A 22,878-nucleotide genomic window follows, 5' to 3' on the forward strand; every position below is an offset into this window, starting at 1 on the left:
CGTCAGTCGCGCAGTGCCGCCTCGATCGGCTGCGGTGAGCCGTCCAGACCGTTGCCGAACCGGATCGTGCGACGGATTGTGGCCGGCTCGAGGAGTGCTCGGGCGATGACCGCTGCGACGTCCGCCCTCGCGACTGCGGCGCGCCCTGGCTCGTCGAGCTGGATCAGTCCGGTCGGTGCGTCGAAGGTGAGTGTGCCCGGGCCGAGGATCGTCCAGTCCAGGTCCGTGCCCGCGAGGTGCGCGTCCGCCTGCCATTTCGCGTCGGCATAGGCGAAGAAGCTGTTATCGGGGTCGACGCCGTGATCGGCACGGGAGCCGGTCCACGACACCATGACGTAGCGACGCACGCCGGCGGTCGCCGCGGCATCCATCGTGCGGATCGCGGCGTCCCGGTCGACCGCGTACGTCCGGTGCGGATCGCCACCACCCGCTCCGGCGGACCACACGACGGCATCGTGACCGGAGATGAGATCCGTGAGCTCCTCGGCATCCGCGTTCTCGATATCCGCGACGACGGGGTGCGCTCCTGTCGCCGCGACCTCGTCCGCGTGCTGCGGATTGCGGATCACCGCCGTGACCTCGTCGCCGCGCTCGACCAGAAGCGGAGCGAGCAGAAGGGCGATGCGGCCGTGGCCGCCGAACACGATGATGCGCGACATGCTGCCTCCGAGATTCGGTGTGAGTTCAGTCTGCCAGCTGCGTCGTGTCGATCACATAGGCCTGCGGGTGCGAGGGCAGGTACCGCACGGCGATGTCGGCTCCGGTGGACACCCACGCCGTCCGATCGGGGTACATCGACGGGGTGAAGAAATCGTTCGGCAGCGTGTAGGTCTCGCCCGTCGAGGTGGTGAACGTCACCCAGTCGTCCTCCAGCGTCGCGGCGGCGGATTCACCGTTGGCGAAGATGTACGCGGACGTGACGGGCACCCCGATCAGTCCGAGGATGCCGAGAACCAGACTCGCCGCCATCACCGCGGTGAGCACGCGGAAGAAGATCCGCTGCGCATGCGCGAACACGATGCGACCCGACCCGGCGGGAGACGGCTCCGGAAGCCCCTCGCGCTGTCGGATCACGGACAGCTGCGAGCTCCTGCCGACCGCGCGGAAGGACTGCGCGAACAGTCCCATCAGCGAGAAGGCAGCGATGAAGACCATCGCATACCCGTGGGTCACCGGGAAGTTGGCGAGCCAGATGATCGTGTCCATGATGTTCATCGCCCGAGGTCCTCCTCGATCGTGAGGGCCACGGTGTGCGGATCCTCGCGCATGTAGTGCGCCCACACGGGCGAGCCGACCTGAACGCGCGAGAGCGCTTCCGGATACACGAAGACGGTGGTGTCGGTCTCCCAGCTCGGACGCCCCTCCGGTGTGATGAGCAGTCGCACGGCGAGCTCGCTCTGTCCGTCCCGCCGCGTTCCCGTCGGACGGATCGACAGCACGGATGCCGGAGACTGCACACCGTGGCGTCGAGCCCGGACCTGGTGCGGGTCGATGAGTCCACGGGCGATCCGCCAGTCGAGCATCGCCTCACGGACCTTCGGGTCGGTGATGTCGGCGAGTTCCACGGCGTCGTGATCGGTGGCGCTGTAGCGCACGGGCAGCGGTGCGCCCGGCTGCATGGCCGCGGCATCCGAATGCGGGACGAGCGTGCGGAGCCTGCTGATGAACTCGCCGCCTCCTACGGGGGCGACGCGCAGGTACAGGTCGTACTGCGGGACGTCGTTCACGGTGAGGCCGGTGCGCGAGGTCTCCACGATCCGGCCGACGCCGATCGCCGTCTCGCCGCGTGGCTTGGCTCGGCCGGTCGCAGCGCCCATGAACCCGCCGAAGGTGAGGATGAGCCCCCAGGCGACGCCGATCATGATGGGTGCGGCCAGACCGTCGGCCGCGGCGGCGAACGGCAGGATCGACGCGCTCTGGTCGACGCCGAAGAGCCCTTCCCCGACCCATACGAGAAGCCAGGCGGACAGCAGGAGCCAAACGATGAGAACGATGATCCGAACCACGGTCCCCAGGCTATCGGCACGGTGCGCCGACGATCGGGGTCCAGGGTGCCGATCGCTAGAGTGGACGGACGTCAGAGAGGCCGTCATGCAGGAACGAGAGATCCGTCAGCACGTCTCGCTGACGACCGCGGCCGGTGGACTGAACCCGGCGGCGCTCGGTTTCACCCGCATGCCGATGCACGACACGTCCGGGATCCCCGGACGCGGTCGCTGGGGGCGCAACAAGCGCTGGGAGTACTGGAACGTCATCACTCCGACGCACATCGTTTCGCTCACAGTCTCCTGCATCGACTACCTGTCGCTGCACTCGCTGTGGGTCTACGACAGAACGACCGGCGAGTCGATCGACGCCACCGCGCTCTCGCCCGGCGGGAGCGGCACGACACTGCCGGCATCTCTCGGCGACGGGCCGACCCGCGCCCGCACACGGACGGTCACGCTCGACATCGACGAGATCGACGGCGGCACCCGGCTCGTCGGCTCGGCGCCTCGTGTGGCGATCGACGTCGTGGCAGAACGTCCGGAGGGTCATGAATCGCTGGGCGTCGTGGTCCCGTGGCGGCGAGCGGGCCGCATCCGGCACTTCCAGTACACGGTCAAGGATGTCGCGCGTCCTGCGGTGGGGACCGTGACGATCGACGGCGCGCTGCACGCGGTGCCCGAGGGCAGTTGGGCCGTTCTCGATCACGGACGAGGACGGTGGCCCTACCGCGTGCACTGGAACTGGGCCGCAGGCAGCGGCACCGTCGACGGACGTGCGGTCGGTCTGCAGCTCGGTTCGAAATGGACCGACGGCTCAGGGGCGACAGAGAACGCAGTCGTCGTCGATGGACATCTGTCGAAGATCAGCGAGGAACTCGTCTGGGATTACACGCCCGCCGACTGGCTGCGGCCGTGGCGCATCCACGGACGCAGCGCCGACCTCACGTTCACGCCGTTCCACGACAAGAGGTCTCGCACGAACGTGCTGCTCATCGCGACGCGCACGGACCAGCTGTTCGGCACATGGTCGGGATGGGTGCTGGACGACGGCGGCGGCAGGGTCTCGGTCGACGGCCTCGAGGGTTTCGCCGAGGACGTCCTCAACCGGTGGTGACCGGCGCGGCGAGCGACGCCAGCGCGCGCTGCACGCCCTTCGCCGCCGTCCGGCCGGCGCGGTTCGCGCCGATCGTGCTCGCCGAGGGCCCGTACCCGACCATCTGAACGCGAGGATCCGCGACGGCGGTCGTGCCGCGACCGTTGCGATCCAGCTGGATGCCCCCGGCGGGACCGCGCAGGTGCAGAGGTGCGAGATGGGCGATGGCCGGTCGGAAGCCCGTGGCCCAGAGGATGACGTCGACGCGTTCGAACGAGCCGTCCGCCCAGCGCACTCCGTCCGGCTCGATGCGCGCGAACATCGGACGGCGGGCAGCGTAGGCGCCGAGCCGTTCGGCCTCGCGCTCCTGCGGGCGCAGCATGAGGCCGGTGACGCTCACCACGCTCTGCGGCGGCAGACCCTGCGCGACGCGCTGCTCGACGAGCGCGACCGCCGCGGCTCCGGCCTCGGGGGTGAAGTCGTCGGTGCGCCAGACCGGCTCGCGCCGAGTGACCCAGAGCGTGTCGGTGATCGGTGCGAGCGCGCCGAGGAACTGCACGGCCGACGCTCCCCCGCCGACCACGAGGACGCGCTTTCCGCGGAAGTGCTCAGGGCCGGGATAGTCAACGGTGTGCAGCTGCTCACCCAGGAACGTCTCCATCCCCGGGTAGTGAGGCAGGAACGGGTGCGTCCACGTCCCGGTCGCGTTCACGATCGTGCGTGTGCGCCACTCGCGCTCGCCCGCATGGACGACGAGGGTTCCCGCATCGTCCGTCACGCGATCGACGCTGACAGGTCGGACGACCGGCAGGCCGTGTTCGCGTTCGTAGACGTCGAAGGATGCCGGCACGGCCTGATTCGCACGCTTCCCGTCGCGCACCGGAGGCGTCGATCCTGGGAGCTCGGCGACCCCGTGCACGTCACGCATCGTCAGCGCGTCCCACCGGTGCTGCCACGCTCCGCCCGGGGCACTGTCGGCGTCGAGGACGATGTGACGGATGCCGAGCCGCTGAAGGTGGTACGAGGTCGACAGCCCGGCCTGGCCGGCGCCGATCACGATGCTGTCGAGGATGTCCACGTCGAGATCCAACGCCGCTGACGACCCGGCTGTTCCCGGCGTCCTCGGCGAAACACCCGGGATCCGGCTCGGATTCGCGCCGAGCGCCGATCCTGTTGTATTCTTTTCGAGTTGCCCCGGCTGGTACGGGACAGCATCTGGGCCTGTGGCGCAGCTGGTAGCGCACCTGCATGGCATGCAGGGGGTCAGGGGTTCGAGTCCCCTCAGGTCCACGTGAAAACCCTTGGGTGACCAAGGGTTTTTCGTGCTTCATGATCCAGCTGACGGGCCTGACTCGAACAGCTCGGTCAGGTGGTTTCGACCGTCGAGCACACGAAGGATGCGCTCACGTGCAGCTGAGCGTCCGTCAGGCAGAGGAAGCTGAGCGTACAGCGCCAGTTCCCGATTCATGTCGTAGAAGTTCAGGCGTTCTCGCAGGTGCCCGCTCGCGAACAGATCAGGGTACGCACCGCGCAACCACTCGGGGACCTGTGCGAGGGAGGACGGGCTCAGACCCTGCCCGGCGGGAGTGGGCGGGTACGCAGATGCCAAGGCGCACCAACGCAGGATCGTGTCGAGTTCGGCGTCTGCGGCCTGGGCCAACGCTTCGGCGAAGTCGATCAGCCCGGTGACCCGGCCCTGGTCGACCATCACATTCGAGCCGTGTACATCACCGTGTACGAGCACGGGTTCATCCCTGGCGAACAGCACGAGCCTGTCATGTATCCAGTCGGAAACGATCGCAAGCAGTTGTTCGTCCCGATCAGGTCGTTGCTGCGCCGCGTCGAGGTGGTGCAGCGCGGCATCCACCGTCGGCGGATGAAACGCGGGCCACGGATCTCCGGCGAGCGCGTCGATCATCCACGGCGGACGAAGGCCCTCCGGCGCTGGAACGCGATGCAGCGCGTGCAGAGCGGCGCCAAGGCTCTCGATGGTCGATCGACGTGTCCCCGAGTCCATCGAGGGCCATGCTTCGTGCAGGGTCCGTCCTGGCAGTCGCTCGGAGACGTACCAGGTCCCGTCCGGACCATCGCCGTCAGCGATGTGCCGTGCGTGGGGCACCTCGGTTCCGTCGAGCAGGTCGACCACCCTGGCCTCGTGGCGATAGGCATCACGGAACTGTTCACGGTTGTTGACCCGGACGATGATGTCGTCGCCGATCCAGGCACGACTGACCCAGCCGGCCTTGGGCGTGAAGCTCCCGTTCGTCGGCAGCCCGGCCGCTTCGAGCGTGCGCAACAGCACCGGCTCCGCGGGTTGCTCATGGGAGAACCGTGGCGTCTGGTCGCGCATCTTGCACACCTTATCGATTTCGGAGCGGGTGAGGCCGCCCACGTCGGAACGACTTCGGGCCGGCGACGCGAGAACTCCGCGCCACCGGCCCTGCTTGCACGTCAGCCGCGCCGCGGCTCGTCCTGATCGTCGACGTCGAACCAGGTGCCGATCACGGGGAACTCCGTTACACGCAGGCGGGCACTTCCGTACGGCACAAGGCGGAGATCCTCGTCCGGGCCGTAGTCGAGCACGGGGCTCGGCGGTGGAACGTCGGCCTGGGCACCCGCCATGCGCCACTGCGTGGCACGTGCTCCCGGCGCGTGCAGCGTCGTCGGCGCGCCCCGGTAGCCCTGCAGCGACCACGGCACCGCGTCGACGGGCGACCGGGTGACGTCCCAGGTGGATGCCGTTCGCACGCTGTCGAGCGCCCAGTTCCACGATCCGCGGGGGTGGATCTCCCACTGACCGAGCCCAGGATTCCCCTCCTGTTCGATCCAGCGTTCACCGGGCGAGTAGACCATCGAAAGCGGCCCCAGGAACACGCTGGCAGCCTGGCGCTCACGACGCACGACCCGCGCCTTCATCGGCAGCACGAGCACGACGTCACCCGCCGTGGACCAGTCGCGCACGAGTGTGATGTAGCCGTCGACGATCTCTGCGTCCTCCACCGTCACGCCTCCCACACTGAGTTGCGCCGATCCGAACGCCCACTCCGGGATGCGCAAGCGCAGCGCGAAAGGCGCCGTGCGCCCGGTCGCCACCCGCATCGTGATCGTCTCATCGAAGGGGTAGGCGGTCTCCACAATGATCCTCACAGGGTCACCAGAGACCTCCGTCTCCAATTCGACCGGCGCGTAGGCGACGACCCTCAGGCCGTCATCGTCTCGGAGCCAGGAATGCATCACGAATTTCGGCCAGCCCTGATGCAGGTTCGCCGTGCAGCAGCCGAAGTGCGGCTCGAGTCCGAAGACGCCGGCATCGTCCGAGGAGAAGGACCACTCGCGCCGCGCGACCGACACTTCGACCTGATTCGCCTGCTGGTGGTACTGGTGCCCGAGCATCCGAGGGTCGCTCGAGGCAGGCAGCAGATTGTAGGCGAGGGACTCGAGCCGGTCGCCGTCGACACCACGCCCGTACACCTGCGCGTGCACTGCCTCGGTGAACATCATCTCGACGACCTGACAGGTCTCGATGCCCGCCGTCGCCTCGCGTCCGCCGAGCCATTCGTCGCCGGAGAACCAGCCGTGGGCCTGCCCGTGCCAGCGAAGCAGGTTCGCGAACGACCGCTCGGTGCGCGCCCGATGTCCGGCGACGTCGCCGTCCCGCAGCGCTTGGACAGCACCGGCCTTCAGCCCCATCGCGACGTTCGGACCGTGTGTACGGTGTGAGAACGTTCGGGCCGGCCCGGTGATGAGGTCCCCTTCGAGGTAGTCATCCCATCTCGTGGTCTGCGCGGCGAGCAGGTCGATCAGCTCCAGCAGCCAGGCTTCCGCGGTCCGCTCGTACAACCACCAGACCGAGAGAGCGTTGTCGGCCCCACGAGCACGCCCCCAGGATGACAGCGGTCGTGCGGGAAGGGCGTCGAGCTGGTGTCGGAAGTACCTCTGAAGGAACGGCTCCACGCGTTCGTCGCGCGTCGCGTCCGCGTGCTGGGTCAGGACCTTGAGCGCGACCATGCGCGGCCACCAATCGTCGTTGCCTGCGGGACCGAAGAATCCGTCGTCGCGCTGAGATCCGAGGATCCACTCGATCCATTTGGATGCGAGGCCGAGCAGACGCTCATCGTGGAGCACGTGAGCGAGCGGAACGAGTCCATCGAGGTAGTACGGACCCCGCTCCCAGTTCTCGCCAGCACCACCCAGCCATCCGCTGTCGAGCCCGACGTCCGCCCAGATCTCCTCGAGCTTTCCGGTGATCCCGTCCGCCTGCAGCCGGAGCTGGTCGAGCAGCCAGCCGCGAGGGGTGATCTCGCCGAGGCGGATGGGCCGGTGGCGACGCCCGAGCGAAGACGCGGCGGTGGTGCGAGCAGTAGTTTCGATCATTTGATTGATCCTCCGATCAAGCCTTTGGTGTAATAGCGCTGCAGCGCCAGGAACAGTACGACGACGGGCACGGTCGCGACGCACGCGACAGCGGTCAGGAGTCCGGGATCGATCACCGGCACGCCGGGGATCTTGAGAGAGGTGCTGATGCTCGCCAGAGCGAGCGGGAGCGTGTACTTGCTGTCGGTCGACAGGAACGTGACCGAACTGAGCAGATCGTTCCAGCCGGCCATGAAACCGAACAGAGCGGTGGTGACGAGCCCTGGCCAGGACAACGGCAGCATGACTGAGCGCAGGATGCGCCAGATACCGGCTCCATCGATCGCGGCGGCATCCTCCAACTCGGGCGGAATCGCGTCGAGCGTGTTGCGCATGACGAACACCGAGAACGGCAACTGCAGCGTGACCAGAACGAGCACGACGCCGACCAAGGAATCGAGCAGACCCGTCTTGCCGAGCACGATCGACAGCGGCGTCAGGAGTCCCTGGAACGGAACGACGAGCGGCGCAAGCAGAAGCACGAAGACGACGCTCGAACCGCGGAACCGGATCTTGGAGAGCGCATACGCGGCGAGCGTCGAGACGATCGCCACCATGACCGCCACCGAAACTGCGACGATGAGCGAATTGACGATGTTCTGCCGCAGATCCACCGAAGGATCGAAGACCTTGTCGTAATTGCTGAGCGTCAGCGTCGCGAGCGAGTTCCAGCCGATGCCGTCCGCATCCGCTGCGGCAGGCAGAAACGACCGCAGCACGATGTAGAGCACCGGAGCGACGAACAGCATGGCGAGAACAGTGCCGACTGCGACATAGATCACGCCGGAGACGCCGGTCCGCCGTGGCCGCGTCGTGATGGCACGGATCGCCGTTCTCGTGTCGGTCTCGTGTCGGGATGCGGTCATGGCACTCATCTCTGATCCTCCGCGCCGGTCGATCTCAAAGCCCTCAGCTGCACGACGGCGACGGCCAGGATGATCACGGTCAGCACCATCGAAAGCGCGGCACCGTACCCGAGGTCGTACCGCACGAACGATTGCTGATATGTGTACATGACGGCGGTCGTCGTGGAGCCACTCGGTCCGCCCTTCGTGAGGACGTAGAACTGATCGAACACGAGGATCGCACCGGATACGGCGAGCAGCATGCACAGCGCGAACTGGCGGCGCACGAGAGGGAAGACCACGGACCCCTCGCGACGCCACCACCCCGCGCCATCGATCTTCGCCGCCTCGATCACCTCGGTGGGTACGGCCTGCATACCGGCCATGAGCAGAATCATCGCGACTCCCATCGACTTCCACACCGTGAGGACGATCACGGCCCAGAACGCCGTCCCTGGTGCGGTGAACCATGCGGTCTGTCCGTCGCTCATCCCCACCGCGCGGAGCAGCGTGTTGATGACGCCGGTGTCGGGCACGAGCATGACGTTCGCCATGTAGGCGGCAGCGGTGAACCCGATCACCACCGGCATGAACAAGCAGGTCCGGACGAACGAGACGAAACGCCCCTCCCCGCGGACCATGACGGCGGCGGCATAGCTGACCGCTATCCCGAGGGGAACGGAGACGATGGTGAACAGCAGCGAGAACCCGAGGGATTGCCAGAAAGCCGCATCGCGGAAGACCCGAGCGTAGTTCGCGACACCCGCCGCCGACACGTCGCCGAGCAACGGCCAGTTCGCGAACGACATGCCCACGAGCAGGACCATCGGTACGACGAAGAACATGAGCGCGAGCACGAGCGCTGGCGCGATGAGAGACCAGGCGAGGATCTGGCGGCGGCTCGACCCGCGTCGGGGGCGCAGGCGTGCTCCCTCGCTCGCGCCACGAAGAGTTGCCGGCGAGGTGACGGTTGTCACTGTCCGACCTGACTGTATGCCTGCTCGATGAGACCGTTCGCCTGCTCCTGCGCATCGGCGAGGGCGATCGACGCGTCAGCACCCTCGAAGATCACCTTCTGCGACTGCTGCGCCCACGGCCCGTTCGGGTCGTTGATGACCGCGTTGTAGGCGATGCTCTTCGGGAGCTGCCCGATGCCCAGAGAAGCGACGATGTCCTGCGACCACTTGTCGGTGGCCAGGCTCTCGGCGATCACGAGGTCCGGCGCGATCCAGCCCTGCGACAGCGTGATCTCCGCCGCTTCCTCGGAACTGAGCAGCCATTCCATGAGATCCCAAGCCTCGTCGGGGTTCTTCGCGCCTGCAGTGATTCCGATCTCATCTCCGCCGAGGAACGATCCGGAGCCGCCCTCGACGCCCGGGATGCCGATGCCGCTGCCGAACTGGTCCTTCTTCGCCGTCAGCGTGTTCGCCCCGGTGAAGATGATGCCGACGTTGCCGTTCAGCGCATTCTCCTGCCCCACGTTGCCGGGATCCTGGTTCGGCTGGTCGGTCTTCTGCATCAGGCCGGACTCCCACATGTCCTGGTACCACGTGACCATGCCTTCGAGTTCAGGCGACGTGAACGCGGCCTTCTGATCAGGGCCGGGCTCGGTGAGGACGCTGCCACCGTTCGCCCACGCACTCGGGAACCCCGTCCAGGCCTGCCCTACGCCTGCGAGGGTGGAGAAGCCGGTGATCTCATCGCCGAGGGCTGAGATCTTCTCCGCCGCGACCTTCACCTCGGCGAGCGACGTCGGCGGCGCCTCGGGGTCGAGCCCGGCTCGGGTGAACAGATCCTTGTTCCAGAACATCTGCGAGCCGGTCAACGCGACAGGCAAGCCGTAGTTCTTGCCGTCCAGGGTTCCGATTTCCACACCGGCCGGTGCAAGGTCGCCCTTGTTGGAGAGGGCGTCGACATTGTCGCTGATATCGGCGAGCAGGCCCTGGGTCGACAGCAGTGGCGTGTTGACGATGTCGAAACTCACAAGGTCGGGCACCGAACCTGCGCGCGCGGAGTTCGCAAGCTTCGTCAGGTACTGGTCGGCCTGGATCGTCGAGACCTTGACCTCGACTCCAGGGTTCGCGTCCTCGTACGCCGCGACCTGCTCTGTGAGGTCCACACCGCCGTCGCGCTGCCAGAGCGTGAGTGTGCCGTCCGCGGACCCGCTGTCCGCCGCACCGTCCGATGAGCACCCGGTGAGCGCCAACGCGGCGATGGTCAGACCTGCTGCCGCGACGGATGCCCGGCGCGTCGTCCATATCTTCATTGCTGTCTCCCTTGACGCTTCTTTTGCCGCATCCTTGCGGCAATCTTTGCTGCAGTTGCCGACGATATCCGCTGGTAATCAGCGTGTCAAGACTCGACAAACCGGAATGAGTGCGGCAAAGTTTGCTTTATGGAAGACGTGTTGAACGTCGCATTACCACGAGGGGGAAACCCATGGTGATGCGACGAGAGGTGACCTTGGCGGATGTCGCTGAACGGACCGGTGTGTCCGTCGGCACCGTGTCGAAAGTGCTCAACGGGCGCGGACAGATCGCGGAGGGCACCCGCCAACGCGTGGCTGCAGCCGCAGCCGAGCTGGGGTTGAACGCGCGCATCAAGGCGCCCGCCTCACATCCCGGCCGTTCGTATCTGATCGGTGTGCTCTCGACGGATGAATATGGAAGATTCACGATCCCGATCCTCACGGGCGCGGAGGACACGTTCGGACCGGGCGAGATGTCGATGCTCCTGGCCGAGAGTCGCGGCGACGCGATCCGCGAGCAGCACTACATCACCACATTCCTCAATCAGCGGGTCGACGGCATCGTCGTCACCGGCCGATCGAGCGATCCGCGAGGGTCGATCTCAGACCTGCTGAGAGTTCCCGCAGTGTATGCGCTCTCCCCCTCGAACGACACGCGCGATGTGTCCGTCGTCCCTGACGACGAGGGCGGCGCCGTCCGCGCGATCGACCATCTCATCGGCACCGGCCGTCGCTCCATCGCGGTCATCGCCGGCGCGCGTCGCCACACCGCGGCCGCGCACCGCGTCGATGCCGCACGGCGAGCAATCGTCGCTGCGGGAGCGACCCTGTCCGGCGGCGATGCGCTCTACGGAGAGTGGAGCGAGCGGTGGGGTTACGAGGCCGCGACGCGACTGCTGGGCACCGGCGTCGACGGCGTGTTCTGCGCGAGCGACCAGATCGCTCGTGGCGTCATCGACTGCTTCCGCGACAACGGCGTCGGCGTACCGAGCGAAGTGGGCGTCGTCGGCGTCGACAACTGGAGAGTGATCACGGATGCAGCGCGCCCGAGCATCACGTCGGTCGACCTGAATCTGCGAGAGGTCGGCCGAAAGGCGGCCGACCTGCTCACCCGGATGATCCAGGGCGAAAGCCTCTCCGGCGGCATCCGCACCGTCGACTGCTTTCTTGTTCCCAGGCAATCCACCTGAGCACGGATCAGGCCTCGAGCCGCCGGAGGGCCCGCCGACGGCGGCCGCGATCTCCATGGTGGGGTTTTCCGCACCCGTGAGGAGGGCTTCCCGCAGTGACGTGCCGCGCATCGGTTCCTAGCGTGGTGAGCATGGACGAATCCGAGAACCTCAACCTGTTCGCGCAGTGGGCGATCTCCCTCATGGAGGCGCTGGGCAGCGTCGGCGCAGGCGTCGCCGTCGCGATCGAGAACCTCTTCCCGCCGATCCCGAGCGAGATCATTCTGCCTCTGGCCGGCTTCACCGCCAGCCGCGGCACCTTCGCGCTCTGGGAAGTGCTGGTGTGGACGACGCTCGGCTCGCTCGTCGGCGCACTCGCTCTCTACGGTCTCGGCGCTTGGCTGGGAGCGGATCGTCTGCGCCGCATCGTGGCGCGGGTGCCGCTCATGAAGGTGTCGGATGTCGACCGTGCCGAGGCGTGGTTCGCCCGGCACGGCGAGAAGGCCGTGTTCTTCGGTCGCATGATCCCGATCGTGCGCAGTCTCATCTCGATCCCGGCCGGGATCGAGCGGATGCCGCTGCTCCGATTCGCCGTGCTGACCACAGCGGGCAGCGGGATCTGGAACTGTGTGTTCGTGTTCGCCGGGTACTTCCTGGGCGAGAACTGGTCGAGCGTCGAGCGCTACGCGGACGTGTTTCAACTCGTCGTCGTGGTCGCCGTCGTCGCCGCACTGGCGGCCTTCGTCGTACTCCGGCTGCGACAGCGCGCGCGAGGCACAATGGTGTCATGACGTCCCCCTCGGCTGCCGCGACCGGCCTTCGCGAGCGGGCGCCGGTGGCTCGGGTCGCTCGCACCGCGGTCGGCACGGTCGCCGGCATCGTGTTCGTGCCGGTGCTCCTCGTGGCGCTGGCCGTGCTGCCGATCGAGCCCGCGGGAACTGTGACCGGCTGGATCGGGCGGCGCCTCACCTGGATCGACGGCGAAGCGCGCACCGAGCTGCCCCGGGGAGGACGCCGGTTCGGGTTGCTCGCCATCTCGGCGCTCCTCGGAATCCTCACGGCCTGCATCGTCGCGCTCATCGTGCTCGGTGTCGTGGTCACGACGCAGATCACGATCGCGGCGATCACGGGCGGCCCCGTCGACGCGTTCGACGCGGAGCCTGGACGGGTGACCTGGTCGACCGTCGCGATCTTCGCGCTCCCCGGCCTCGTCCTGCTCTTCCTCGCCGTGTCCGGGATCGCCGGCATCGCCTGGCTCGAACGGCAGACGTGGAAGACCTTCACCCGCCCCGGTGCCGACGAGCTCGCGCAGGAGGTGACCCGACTGAGCGCGACGCTCGACGAGGTCGTCGCCGCCGTCGACGCCGAACGACGGCGCATCGAGCGAGACATCCACGACGGCGTCCAGCAGCGCGTGGTGGCGCTGTCCATCCTGCTGGCGCGGGCCGAGCGCGCTCCCGATCCGGACGAGCGGATCGAGCTCCAGTGCCGGGCCCGAGAAGAGGTGCAGCACGTCCTCGACGATCTCCGGGACGTCGCCTGGCGCACCTACCCCGCCATGCTCACCCGGGACGGACTCGCCGCCGCGCTCGAAGCCCTCCGCGACCGCACCTCCATCCCGGTGCTGCTCGAGGTGGACCACGACCGCATCCCGGATCGTGCGGCGGAGACCGCTGCGTACTTCGTGGCCAGCGAGTCCGTGACGAACGTGGTGAAGCATGCCGGTGCATCCCGGGTCGACATCCGCTCCGGAATCGACGACCGGCGGCTCGTCATCACCATCATCGACGACGGCGTCGGCGGGGCGGACCCGAGCGGCCCTGGATTGTCGGGCATCTCCTCGCGCGTCGCAGCACAGGGAGGTCGACTGCTCGTCGACAGTCCCGTGGGAGGCCCGACGAGGATCGAGGCGGTGATCCCGTGCGGATAGCGCTGGCCGAGGACTCCACGTTGCTGCGCGAGGGCATCGCCCAGCTCGTCGGCGCCGAGGGCCACACGATCACCGCTGCGGTCGGAACGGCCGAAGACCTTCTGGCCGCGCTCGCCGTCACTGTGCCGGATCTCGTGATCGTCGACGTCCGGATGCCGCCGGACTACATCGACGAAGGCATCCGCGCCGCCCTCGAGATACGCGAGACCTACCCGAGCATCGCCGTCCTGGTGCTCTCCCAGCACGTGGAGCGGCGACATGCGCGCGAACTGCTCGACGGACGCGGCGGGGTCGGATACCTGCTCAAGGATCGCGTCTCCGACATCTCGGGCTTCCTCGACGCGATCCAACGCGTCGCCGACGGCGGTACCGCCTTCGATCCCGAAGTGATCCGGCAGCTCATCGCCGCACGCTCCGCACCCGACGCGCGCCTCTCGACACTCACGGACCGCGAACGATCCGTGCTCGAACTCATCGCCCAGGGCCAGAGCAACGCCAGGATCGCCGAACGGCTCTTCATCAGCCTCAGCGGCATAGAGAAGCACATCAACACCATCTTCACGAAGCTCGAGATCGCCCCGGGCAACGGCTACAACCGACGTGTTCTCGCCGCCCTCGCCTACCTGGACGACACGGGCGGGGGCTCCTGAGCACGCGCATCTCTCGAGACGTCGTCCGCTTCCCCCTGCCGCCCTTCGCCCTCACCGGCTAACGTGAGCCGCATGCCGCCCTTCGACGACTTCTCCGGCCGCCGCGCAGTCATCACCGGCGCTGCATCGGGTATCGGACGAGCGCTGATGCTCGAACTGGTGCGCAGGGGCGTCCACGTCGCCGCGGTCGATGTGAACGCCACGGCGCTGGATGCCGCGGTGCACGAGGCCCAGCAGTTCGATCCCGCCGTCGTCGTCAGCAGCCACGTCTGCGACGTCGCCGATCGTGACGCGGTACGGCGGCTGCGGCGCGAGGTCGCCCGTACTCACGACACGGACGTCCTGCACCTCCTGTTCAACAACGCCGGCGCCGTCGGCGGGATGTCGTTCGTGACCTCGCCGGAGGAGGAGTGGGAGCGCGCGTTCGCGGTGTCCTGGAACGGCACATACAACTGCACCAGGGAGTTCCTGCCGATGCTGATGTCGGCCGATCAGGGCGCCGTCATCAACACGGCATCCGTGAATGCGCTCTGGGCCGCCCTCGGGACGAAGACCCCGCACTCGGCATACTCGACCGCGAAGTTCGCCGTACGAGGCTTTACGGAGTCGCTCCTGGTCGACTTCCAGCGCAACGCCCGGCATCTCTCCGCCGTCCTCGTGCTCCCCGGTCACGTGCGCACAGCGATGCCCGCTCCCCCGCGCAGCTGGCGCCGCGCGCTCGGCTCGCTGTTCGCGGACTACGAGCCGGCCTCGAGCACATCGGCCGCCGAAGTCATCCTGGGCGCGATCGAGCGCGGCGACTGGCGCGTCGTCATCGGAGACGACGCAACCGCCGTCGACGAGCGGGTCCGCGCCGACCCCTGGACCTCCTACGACTGAGACTCACCCGTCTGACACCGGATGCCGCATGAAGGCGCAATGGTACGGCGCCGCAGCCGCTTCGTCGAGGGCCTGCAGGGATGTCGCACTCACGCGCACGCTGGGCGCACATTCTCGAACAACCGACGGAGGCGACGCATGTACTTCCACGTACAGGAATTCATCAACGAGATCGCACAGGACGAGCCGGACCCGGCAGCGGCGAACGCGCTCCAGGAGGGGCTGGGCGGACAGTTCGGCGAGATGCGCACGATGATGCAGTATCTCTTCCAGAGCATCAACTTCCGAGGGCCAGCGGGCAAGCCGTACAAGGACCTGATCCAGGGCATCGGCACGGAGGAGATCAGTCACGTCGAACTGATCGGCACGACGATCTCGCGTCTGCTCGACGGCTCGCCGCAGTATCAGGGCAAGCCGACCGATCCGGTCGACGAGCCAGGGGCGGGCGGCGCGACGCCGTTGCGCATCGCGGTGGACACGAGCAACATCCACCACTATCTCGTCGGCGCTCAGGGCGCCCTCCCGGTGGACGCCGCCGGAAACCCGTGGATGGGCAGTTACGTGTACAACTCGGGCAACCTCGTGCTCGATCTGCTCTACAACCTGATGCTCGAATCCACCGGACGACTGCAGAAATGCCGGCTGTACGAGATGACGGACAACAAGACGGCGCGCAGCACGATCTCGTACCTGATCGTCCGAGATCAGGCGCACGAGAACGCCTACGCGAAGGCGCTGGAAACCCTCGGAGTGAACTGGCGCACGTCGCTGCCGATCCCTAAGACCAATGCCGAGCAGTTCCCCGAAGTCAAGCGACTCCTCGATCTGGGACTTCAGAGCAAGCAGTACTCGTTCGACCTCACCGCGCAGTCCGAGGCGGGCAAGATCTTCCAGGGCGCCTCGCCCTCGGGCGACGGAACCGAGCTGGATGCGAGCGAGCAGGCCCCGGTGGGGTCACCGATGACGATCGCCCCGGAGCGCCTCGAGGAGTTCTCACCGGGCGCGGATGCCGAACTGCGCGCGCTGATCGAGGCGACGGCCGCGATGGAGATGGCCGACATCGACGCGACCTTCGGACGCATGAAGAGCCGGTGACGTCGATCCGAACGGCTATTCCCAGGCTGCCGCGTCCGGGTCGATGCCGTGATGGCGCGCGGATTCGTCGATGCTCCGACGGAACCATGTCGCCAGCCCGTCGCCGATCCCGTCGTAGTACGCCGAGAACCCAGGATCCGCCTCGAACATCCGCCCCAGACACACCTGCATCTGTCGCGTCAGCGGGAAGAAGTTCGAGAACAGCTCCCGATGCCGTTCGACGAGCCCATCGGCCTCGGCACTTCCCGGTTCGACGGCGCGTCTCACCGCGTCGGCCAGGTCGTCCTGGAGGGCGGCCATGGCCTCGGACAGCACGCGCCACTGCCCCGGCGACCGCGATGCCGAGCGCTCCGCGAACTGCGCCCACTGCCTCGAGCCGCCCCACGCGAAACGTGCCGCGCGCGACCGCTGAGGATTCCACTGCTCGCCGAAGAGCTCGCGCTGCTCGTCATCGCTCAACAGGATGCCGCGCTCGTGCGCCTCCGTCATGCGCTCGAGTCGCTCATCGAGCTGCTGCAGATCATGGATCCGCTCGGTCAGTTGAGCGCGCTGCGCGCGCAGCGTCTGCCCGATGTCCGAGGTCGCGTCGTCGAGCACCTCGCGGATCGCGTCGAGGGTGAGGCCCGCTTCCCGGTAGGACACGACCCGGCTCAGTCTCTCGAGATCGTCCCACGTGTACAGGCGGTAGCCCGCCGACGTCCGCCGGGATGGCGACGCGAGACCGATCTCGTCCCAGTGGTGCAGAGTGCGCACGGTCAGCCCGAGGAGGTCCGCTGCCACACCGACCGTCGCATCCTCATCCAGCTCGTCGTCGATCATCGAAGTCATTGTCCACCCCGACCGGACTCCGGCGCGACGATTCCGACCGATGCGAGATCCCGTCCCACCTCGCTGTCCGGTACGAACGGCGTCGCCGCGGTGAAGGTGACGTGCGTGCCCTCCGGAGTGACGACCGCGATGTCGCGCGTCCGCCACGCCGTGTCATACGGTCCCGTCACGGATCCGGGTGCCAGCTCCGCGCAGGCGGCCGCGACGGACTCGATCTCGCCGAGCGCGCACGAGACGAAGATCTGCACGGTCGACGGCGCAGGTGTCGTCGGATCGTCGTCCGCCGGCACGAGCAGGACGTCCTGGAACGCCCACCGTCGCAGGTGCACGATCTGGCCCGGGATGCTGAAGAAGTCCACGAACCCGAGCCCGCGGACCCAGAACTCGGTCGACGCAGCCATGTCCTTCGTCGCGACCCTCACGAACATCGGCATCGCGTAGACGCCCAGGAACGGCCCCGGCGCGACCGCATCCGGACCGTCGGGCACCGGGCTCATCTCGAACGCATTGAAGTGATCTGTCATGACAGAAACCCTCGCGCCTCACGTCGCGTGAGGGTCAACCCGATGCGCCCCGCCTCTGCGCGACGAGCGTCTCACTCGGCAGCGTCGACCTCCGGCTCCTCGGCCTCATCGGAGTCCGAGCGATCGGTGGGCGGCACCGTCGGAGGCGTTCCCTTGCCATCCTCGGCACCGAGGTTGTCGTGCTCCTCCGGCCCGGGGGATGGTTCGGTGCTGATGTCGTTGCGGTCCGTGTCCATGGCGGTTCTCCGTCCTCTTTCGGCAGGCGCTGCGCACGGTCGGTGCGCGCGTGCCGTCGACGGTAGCGACGTTCCGAAGGATCGGCGGGGTCCTTGACAACCGTGGCCGGGCGGCACCATGCTCCGGTTCCGCCGAGTCACTTCTCGAGCGTCGCGCGCGCTTGGTCGAGCGCCTGCCGCGCGGGGTTCAGCTCGTGACGCGCCCGGTCGCGGCGCTTCTCCCTACCCGCGAGCGCCTCCGCCGCCTGCTCGACCTCACCACGCGCCCGCTCGAGCTCCGCCTCGAGCTCGACCTCGCGCTGTCGAAGCCCGTCCAGGCGTGTCGACGCCGCCTCGTACTCGCGCTCCGCATCCCGCAGCTCCCGTTCCGCACGCTCGACCTGCTGCTCCGCAGACCGCACAGCCTTCTCGGCATCCTTGCGCGCCCGCCGCTGCGAGAGCTCGTCGGGCGGCGTCTCCCGCACCGGACGCGACGCCAGGACGCCGGCCACAGCGTCCGACACGTCGATCGTGTCGCCACCGGATGGTTCCAGCGGACGGATGAGCCGCCCTGACGCCACGGCATCGGCCGCTCCGGCGTCCAGCATCGCGGCATTGAGCGTCTGCTCGACCGCCTCGGTCGTCGCCGCGGTCACGCGCGCGCCGGCGTGCTCGGCCAGGTCGGTCGCCGCTCGGGCGAGTTCTCTCACCAGCGTGCGCCGCTGGCGGGTGAGCGCCGTCAACGTCTTCGCGTCCAGCTCCTCCTGCGCCTCCCGGAGGGACTCCCCCAGCTCCAGCGCCTGCGCGAGCTGATCGGGTCGCTCGCGTGCGAACAGGTTCACGATCCACGCCGGCGCGAGGGGCTTGCGCAGCCTCATGACCGCTGCGGCCAGATCGCGGTCGGCGACCGTCTTGACCCGCTCGTTGCGAGCCTCGGTGAACTCTTCGAGCGGAAGAGCGTACAGCTCCGCGGCGATCTCCTCGAGCGTTGCGGTCATCTGTCCATTCTGCTCCCGCCTGCTGCCGGCCGGTGCTCAGCGCGCCCGCCCGCCGGTGGTGCACCTGCGAGGATGCCTGCATGAGCCCGGGCAGCACTCGAGGATCTCCGCGCCGGCGTCGCACTCGAGCTGGTAGCGTCCACCGACGCGGAAATCCCCCGCGACCCGGAGGAACCAACGCGCGATGCGATCCGGATTGGTCACGGCATCCCACGCGTCCTGGGTGCCGGAGGCGCGCTGCTGGCCCATGCTCTGCACGGAGGACGGGTCACGCCGGAAGCGTTCGTGCGGATCGCTCTAAACTGACGGCATGTCGTCGTCTCCTCCTCAGCGCGAACACGGCCTGCTCAAGATCCACCGGGTCCTCCGACCGGGGTTCGGAACCGAGGCGGCCGTGTACGGCACGATCCTCATGAGTGGATTGATCGCGGTCTCCTCCGCGCACGGCGAGACCTCAGCGGTCGTCCTCCTCACGGTCGGCATCACGGTGGTGGTGTTCTGGTCGGCGCACGTCTATGCGGGCACGGTCGCCCGCGTCGGGGACGAAGATGAGTCAGGTCACGTGATCGGGGTGGGCACCGCCTTGCGCAGCTCGCTCGGTCACTCGTTCGGGATGCTGAGTTCCGCCGCTGTGCCGGGAGCGATCCTGCTCGCCGGCGTGACGCGGGTGATCCCCGACGACTTCGCGAATGATCTCGCGCTATGGTCGGGGACCGTCATCCTCGCGCTGCTCGGCTACATCGCCTTTCTGCGTCGCGGCAGTTCGCTGATCGTGCGCATCGTCGGCGCGATCGGCACCGCCTGCTTCGGCATCGTCTTCGTGGTCCTGAAGGCACTCGTGCACTGACCCGGCTCGGCATCACCTCTCCCGCAGCTGCTCCGCGATCTCGGCATCCACAGTTCGGATGGTCGCCGTGTCGATGTCCGGGAGTGCCGCTTCGAAGCGCGCCTGACGGCGCTTGAGCCATAGCCCGAGCACGATCAGCACGATCATGACCGAGTAGATGACGATCGAACCAGGGCTCTGGACCAGGTACAGCGGGTCGCCTTGGCTGATGGCCATCGCCTTGCGCAGCTGCTCCTCCGCCATCGGGCCGAGGATCGCGCCGACGACCATGGGCGACACCGGGTACCCGTGCCGGCGCATGAAGAATCCGATGACACCGAGCAGCAGCAGCACACCGATGTCGAAGACCGTGAAGTTCGCGGCGTAGGCTCCGAGCCCTGCGAACACCAGGATTCCCGAGTACAGGTACGGCCGCGGGATGCGCAGCAGCTTCGCCCACATGCCCACCAGGGGCAGGTTCAGGATGATCAGCACGACGTTGCCGATGTACAGGCTCGCGATCAGTGCCCACACCAGTGCGGGCTGGCTGTCGAACAGCAGCGGACCGGGACGGATCCCATAGGTCTGGAAGGCCGAGATGATGATCGCGGCGGTCGCCGTGGTCGGCAGCCCGAGGGTCAGCAAAGGTACGAGCACGCCGGCGGCCGCGGCGTTGTTCGCCGCCTCCGGACCTGCCACGCCCTCGATCGCGCCCTTGCCGAACTGTCTGCGATACGGATCCTTCGCCAGCCGCTTCTCGGTCGCATAGGACAGGAAGGTCGCGACGTCCGCTCCGCCCGCCGGGATCGATCCGATCGGGAACCCGATCGCCGTGCCGCGCAGCCAGGGCTTCCACGACCGCTTCCAGTCGGACTTCGACATCCACGTCCGCCAGCTCCCCGACACCGGGATGATCGGCAGGGTCCCGTGCCGCAGCCGCGACCCCACGTACAGTGCCTCGCCGACGGCGAACAGGCCCACCGCGATGATGACGACGTCGATGCCGTCGCCGAGGTTCGGGATGCCGAAGGTGAACCGCGCCTGGCCGGTCAGCGTGTCGGTGCCGACGAGTCCCAGGAACAGCCCGATCGACAGCGACACGATGCCGCGGACGGGGCTCGAACCAAGCAGGGCGCCGACGGTGAGGAACGCCACGATCATGAGCGCGAAGTAGTCAGCCGGGCCCAGCGTGACCGCGAAGTCCGCGATGAACGGTGCGAACAGCGTGAGCAGTGCCGTGGCGATCGTCCCCGCGATGAACGAGCCGATCGCGGCGGTCGCCAGGGCGGCGGTCGCGCGGCCCATCCTGGCCATCTTGTTGCCCTCCATCGCGGTGACGATGGAGGCCGACTCCCCCGGGGTGTTCAGCAGTATCGATGTGGTCGATCCGCCGTACATGCCCCCGTAGTAGATGCCGGCGAACATGATGATCGCACTGGTGACGTCCAGCGTGTACGTCAGGGGCAGCAGGAGCGCAACGGTCATCGCCGGCCCGATACCGGGCAGGACACCGATCGCCGTCCCCAGCAGCACCCCGATGAACGCGAAGAGCAGGTACTGAGGTTGCAGGGCCGTCGCGAAGCCCTCCATGAGAAGCTGCCAGCTATCCACCGAACACCCCCGGCAGAACGGTGCCGAACGGCGGAAGCGACAGCCCCAGCAGGGTGCCGAACAGCAGCTGCGTGAGGATGCCGAGGCTCGCACCGATGATCAGCGCCATCCACCAGCGCGCGGCCCCCAGGGCCAGCGCCGCACCGGTGAAGAGCACCGTCACCGCCGCCGGCCAGCCGAGCAGGGGGATCACGACCATCAGCGAGGCGAACGAGACCACCAGCAGCAGCACCGTCTTCCACGAGGTGCGGGCTTCCTCGTCGATGTCCTCCGCCTCATCCGGCTGACCGACGTCGCCCCGCAGCACGGCGATGATCGCACCCAGCGAGGCGAGCAGCATCAGCCCGGTCACCGCATACGGGACGACGCGCGCACCGAGGACGTTCGACGACCCCATCGGCTCGCGGATGAAACCCGTCATCACGAGGACCACGACCGAGAACGCCGCGATCACCGCGAGGAAGACGAGTTCCCCGATCCGTCGGGAGCGGGCAGCGCCGACGACCGTCTGCGCCCCCGTCGTGAGGGGCTCGGTCATTCGATGAGCCCGATGGTCTTGAGCGTCTCCTGCGTGGTGGTGATGTCCTCATCGAGGAACGAGGAGAACTCCTCCCCCACCAGGAAAGCGTCGGTCCAGCCGTTGGTCTCCAGCACCTCTGCCCAGGCATCCCCGTCGTGCGTCGTCGTGACGAGTTCCTCAAGCGCCGCCTTCTCCTCATCGGAGATGTCCCCCGGCGCGATGAGGCCGCGCCAGTTCGTGACCACGATGTCGATGCCCTCGTCCGTCAGGGTGGGCACATCGGGCAGGAGTGCGGCGGGCTCGTCGGATGACACGGCCAACGCCTTGAGCTCTCCCGCCTCGACCTGCTGGGCGAACTCGCCGACACCCGAGATCCCCGCCTGCACCTGACCGCCCAGCAGCAGGGTGAGCGCCTCGCCGCCACCGGAGTTGGCGATGTAGTTGAGAGTGGTGGGGACATCGGCGGCCTCGACGCCCGCCTCCGTGAGCAGCTGTCCGGCCAGGATGTGGTCGATCCCTCCCGCCGAGCCACCGGTGACGGCCATGTCGGCGCCTTCGTCGACCCAGGCATCCACGAAGTCCTCGATCGTGTCGTACGGGCTGTCCTTGGGGACGACCACGACGAGCGGCTCCTCGGTGAGCTTGGCGATCGGCGTGGTGTCCTCGATGCGCACGTCCGAGGCGTTGGTCTCGACGGCTCCGACCATGACGCTTCCGGTGATCATCAGCGTGTTCGGGTCGGTCTCGGTGGCGAGCGACGCGAGGCCGACCGTTCCGCCGGCACCGCCGATGTTGCTCACCGGGGCGGACGAGACGAGCTTGTCGGCCGTGAGCGACTGGGCGAACGCACGCGCGGTCTGGTCCCAGCCGCCACCCGGGTCGGCCGGCGCGATCACCGCGACGCTGTCGATCGTGACGGCGTCGCCGCCGCCTCCTCCGTCGCCGCCGGAGGGGGTCTCGCCGGAGCAGGCCGCGAGGCTGAGCGCTGCGACGCCGATGGCGGCGCCCCAGACGAATCGGGTGCGGATGCGGGTGTGCTGTGTCAT

The 22,878-nt window shown here is 67.8% G+C and carries 24 protein-coding genes and 1 tRNA gene; 9 read left to right on the plus strand and 16 right to left on the minus strand.

Going from position 1 to position 22,878, the window contains the following annotated elements; translation table 11 throughout:
• Window positions 1-2: 2 nt before the first annotated feature.
• The 3 genes from OED01_RS09120 to OED01_RS09130 are packed head-to-tail and all read right to left on the minus strand — an operon-like array spanning window position 3 to window position 2,006.
• Entirely contained in the window at window positions 3-659 is a 657-nt protein-coding gene (locus OED01_RS09120; protein ID WP_264154964.1) for an SDR family oxidoreductase, read from the minus strand.
• Between the two features lie 25 nt (window positions 660-684).
• Window positions 685-1,215 (minus strand): hypothetical protein, encoded by a 531-nt coding sequence (locus OED01_RS09125; protein WP_264154965.1) that lies wholly within the window; start codon window positions 1,213-1,215, stop codon window positions 685-687.
• Window positions 1,212-2,006: a hypothetical protein gene (locus tag OED01_RS09130; protein WP_264154966.1), complete on the minus strand. Its 795-nt coding sequence runs from the start codon at window positions 2,004-2,006 to the stop codon at window positions 1,212-1,214. Before OED01_RS09130 ends, OED01_RS09125 begins: the two co-directional genes overlap by 4 nt.
• Before the next feature lie 85 nt (window positions 2,007-2,091).
• Here OED01_RS09130 and OED01_RS09135 point away from each other — a divergent pair, with 85 nt between their 5' ends.
• Window positions 2,092-3,102 (plus strand): DUF2804 domain-containing protein, encoded by a 1,011-nt coding sequence (locus tag OED01_RS09135; RefSeq protein WP_264154967.1) that lies wholly within the window; start codon window positions 2,092-2,094, stop codon window positions 3,100-3,102.
• Here the strand turns inward: OED01_RS09135 and OED01_RS09140 are convergent.
• On the minus strand, window positions 3,089-4,159 hold the full coding sequence (locus OED01_RS09140; protein WP_264154968.1) for an NAD(P)/FAD-dependent oxidoreductase: 1,071 nt from the start codon (window positions 4,157-4,159) through the stop codon (window positions 3,089-3,091). The two genes, OED01_RS09135 and OED01_RS09140, sit on opposite strands and share 14 nt — an antisense overlap.
• 139 nt (window positions 4,160-4,298) lie before the next feature.
• Between OED01_RS09140 and OED01_RS09145 the strand changes: the two genes are divergently transcribed.
• Window positions 4,299-4,371 (plus strand) — tRNA-Ala (locus tag OED01_RS09145).
• 37 nt (window positions 4,372-4,408) lie between these two features.
• On the opposite strand, the gene OED01_RS09150 is transcribed toward OED01_RS09145, so the two are convergent.
• The 5 genes from OED01_RS09150 to OED01_RS09170 are packed head-to-tail and all read right to left on the minus strand — an operon-like array spanning window position 4,409 to window position 10,605.
• Entirely contained in the window at window positions 4,409-5,473 is a 1,065-nt protein-coding gene (locus OED01_RS09150) for a phosphotransferase family protein (protein ID WP_264154969.1), read from the minus strand.
• Window positions 5,474-5,532: 59 nt separating this feature from the next.
• Window positions 5,533-7,455 (minus strand): glycoside hydrolase family 127 protein, encoded by a 1,923-nt coding sequence (locus OED01_RS09155; RefSeq protein ID WP_264154970.1) that lies wholly within the window; start codon window positions 7,453-7,455, stop codon window positions 5,533-5,535.
• Window positions 7,452-8,369: a carbohydrate ABC transporter permease gene (locus OED01_RS09160; RefSeq protein WP_264154971.1), complete on the minus strand. Its 918-nt coding sequence runs from the start codon at window positions 8,367-8,369 to the stop codon at window positions 7,452-7,454. The genes OED01_RS09155 and OED01_RS09160 overlap by 4 nt, the downstream gene beginning before the upstream one ends.
• Window positions 8,366-9,316 (minus strand): carbohydrate ABC transporter permease, encoded by a 951-nt coding sequence (locus OED01_RS09165; protein ID WP_264154972.1) that lies wholly within the window; start codon window positions 9,314-9,316, stop codon window positions 8,366-8,368. The genes OED01_RS09160 and OED01_RS09165 overlap by 4 nt, the downstream gene beginning before the upstream one ends.
• Window positions 9,313-10,605: an ABC transporter substrate-binding protein gene (locus OED01_RS09170; RefSeq protein WP_264154973.1), complete on the minus strand. Its 1,293-nt coding sequence runs from the start codon at window positions 10,603-10,605 to the stop codon at window positions 9,313-9,315. Before OED01_RS09170 ends, OED01_RS09165 begins: the two co-directional genes overlap by 4 nt.
• A gap of 173 nt (window positions 10,606-10,778) precedes the next feature.
• On the opposite strand from OED01_RS09170, the gene OED01_RS09175 reads away from it, so the two are divergent.
• The 6 genes from OED01_RS09175 to OED01_RS09200 all read left to right on the plus strand — a co-directional run bounded on the left by OED01_RS09175 (window position 10,779) and on the right by OED01_RS09200 (window position 16,310).
• Complete coding sequence (locus OED01_RS09175; protein WP_264154974.1) at window positions 10,779-11,777, plus strand: LacI family DNA-binding transcriptional regulator; 999 nt, start codon at window positions 10,779-10,781, stop codon at window positions 11,775-11,777.
• Between the two features lie 131 nt (window positions 11,778-11,908).
• Window positions 11,909-12,547 carry a DedA family protein gene (locus OED01_RS09180; RefSeq protein WP_264154975.1) on the plus strand — a complete coding sequence of 213 codons (639 nt, stop codon included), beginning with the start codon at window positions 11,909-11,911 and terminating at the stop codon, window positions 12,545-12,547.
• Window positions 12,544-13,686, plus strand: coding sequence for a sensor histidine kinase (locus OED01_RS09185; RefSeq protein ID WP_264154976.1), 1,143 nt, complete (start codon window positions 12,544-12,546; stop codon window positions 13,684-13,686). Before OED01_RS09180 ends, OED01_RS09185 begins: the two co-directional genes overlap by 4 nt.
• Complete coding sequence (locus OED01_RS09190; protein ID WP_264154977.1) at window positions 13,677-14,336, plus strand: LuxR C-terminal-related transcriptional regulator; 660 nt, start codon at window positions 13,677-13,679, stop codon at window positions 14,334-14,336. Before OED01_RS09185 ends, OED01_RS09190 begins: the two co-directional genes overlap by 10 nt.
• 72 nt (window positions 14,337-14,408) lie before the next feature.
• Window positions 14,409-15,215, plus strand: coding sequence for an SDR family NAD(P)-dependent oxidoreductase (locus tag OED01_RS09195; protein WP_264154978.1), 807 nt, complete (start codon window positions 14,409-14,411; stop codon window positions 15,213-15,215).
• Between the two features lie 138 nt (window positions 15,216-15,353).
• Entirely contained in the window at window positions 15,354-16,310 is a 957-nt protein-coding gene (locus OED01_RS09200) for a manganese catalase family protein (protein ID WP_264154979.1), read from the plus strand.
• A 15-nt stretch (window positions 16,311-16,325) separates the two neighbouring features.
• On the opposite strand, the gene OED01_RS09205 is transcribed toward OED01_RS09200, so the two are convergent.
• The 4 genes from OED01_RS09205 to OED01_RS09220 all read right to left on the minus strand — a co-directional run bounded on the left by OED01_RS09205 (window position 16,326) and on the right by OED01_RS09220 (window position 18,875).
• Complete coding sequence (locus OED01_RS09205; RefSeq protein ID WP_264154980.1) at window positions 16,326-17,129, minus strand: MerR family transcriptional regulator; 804 nt, start codon at window positions 17,127-17,129, stop codon at window positions 16,326-16,328.
• Window positions 17,130-17,134: 5 nt separating this feature from the next.
• A complete protein-coding gene (locus OED01_RS09210) occupies window positions 17,135-17,662 on the minus strand; it encodes a VOC family protein (protein ID WP_264154981.1) in 528 nt (175 codons plus the stop codon).
• A gap of 71 nt (window positions 17,663-17,733) precedes the next feature.
• Window positions 17,734-17,898 (minus strand): hypothetical protein, encoded by a 165-nt coding sequence (locus OED01_RS09215; protein WP_264154982.1) that lies wholly within the window; start codon window positions 17,896-17,898, stop codon window positions 17,734-17,736.
• Window positions 17,899-18,035: 137 nt separating this feature from the next.
• Complete coding sequence (locus tag OED01_RS09220; RefSeq protein WP_264154983.1) at window positions 18,036-18,875, minus strand: coiled-coil domain-containing protein; 840 nt, start codon at window positions 18,873-18,875, stop codon at window positions 18,036-18,038.
• A gap of 310 nt (window positions 18,876-19,185) precedes the next feature.
• Here OED01_RS09220 and OED01_RS09225 point away from each other — a divergent pair, with 310 nt between their 5' ends.
• Window positions 19,186-19,722 (plus strand): hypothetical protein, encoded by a 537-nt coding sequence (locus OED01_RS09225; protein WP_264154984.1) that lies wholly within the window; start codon window positions 19,186-19,188, stop codon window positions 19,720-19,722.
• Between the two features lie 12 nt (window positions 19,723-19,734).
• Here OED01_RS09225 and OED01_RS09230 read toward each other — a convergent pair whose 3' ends face one another.
• From OED01_RS09230 to OED01_RS09240, 3 genes are read right to left on the minus strand one after another with little or no spacing between them, the layout of a single operon-like run.
• Window positions 19,735-21,312, minus strand: a complete 1,578-nt coding sequence (locus tag OED01_RS09230; RefSeq protein WP_264154985.1) for a tripartite tricarboxylate transporter permease — start codon at window positions 21,310-21,312, stop codon at window positions 19,735-19,737.
• Entirely contained in the window at window positions 21,305-21,850 is a 546-nt protein-coding gene (locus tag OED01_RS09235; protein WP_264154986.1) for a tripartite tricarboxylate transporter TctB family protein, read from the minus strand. The genes OED01_RS09230 and OED01_RS09235 overlap by 8 nt, the downstream gene beginning before the upstream one ends.
• Window positions 21,847-22,878, minus strand: coding sequence for a Bug family tripartite tricarboxylate transporter substrate binding protein (locus OED01_RS09240; RefSeq protein ID WP_264154987.1), 1,032 nt, complete (start codon window positions 22,876-22,878; stop codon window positions 21,847-21,849). Before OED01_RS09240 ends, OED01_RS09235 begins: the two co-directional genes overlap by 4 nt.

The sequence above is a fragment of the Microbacterium sp. M28 genome (assembly GCF_025836995.1).
GTDB lineage: Bacteria > Actinomycetota > Actinomycetes > Actinomycetales > Microbacteriaceae > Microbacterium.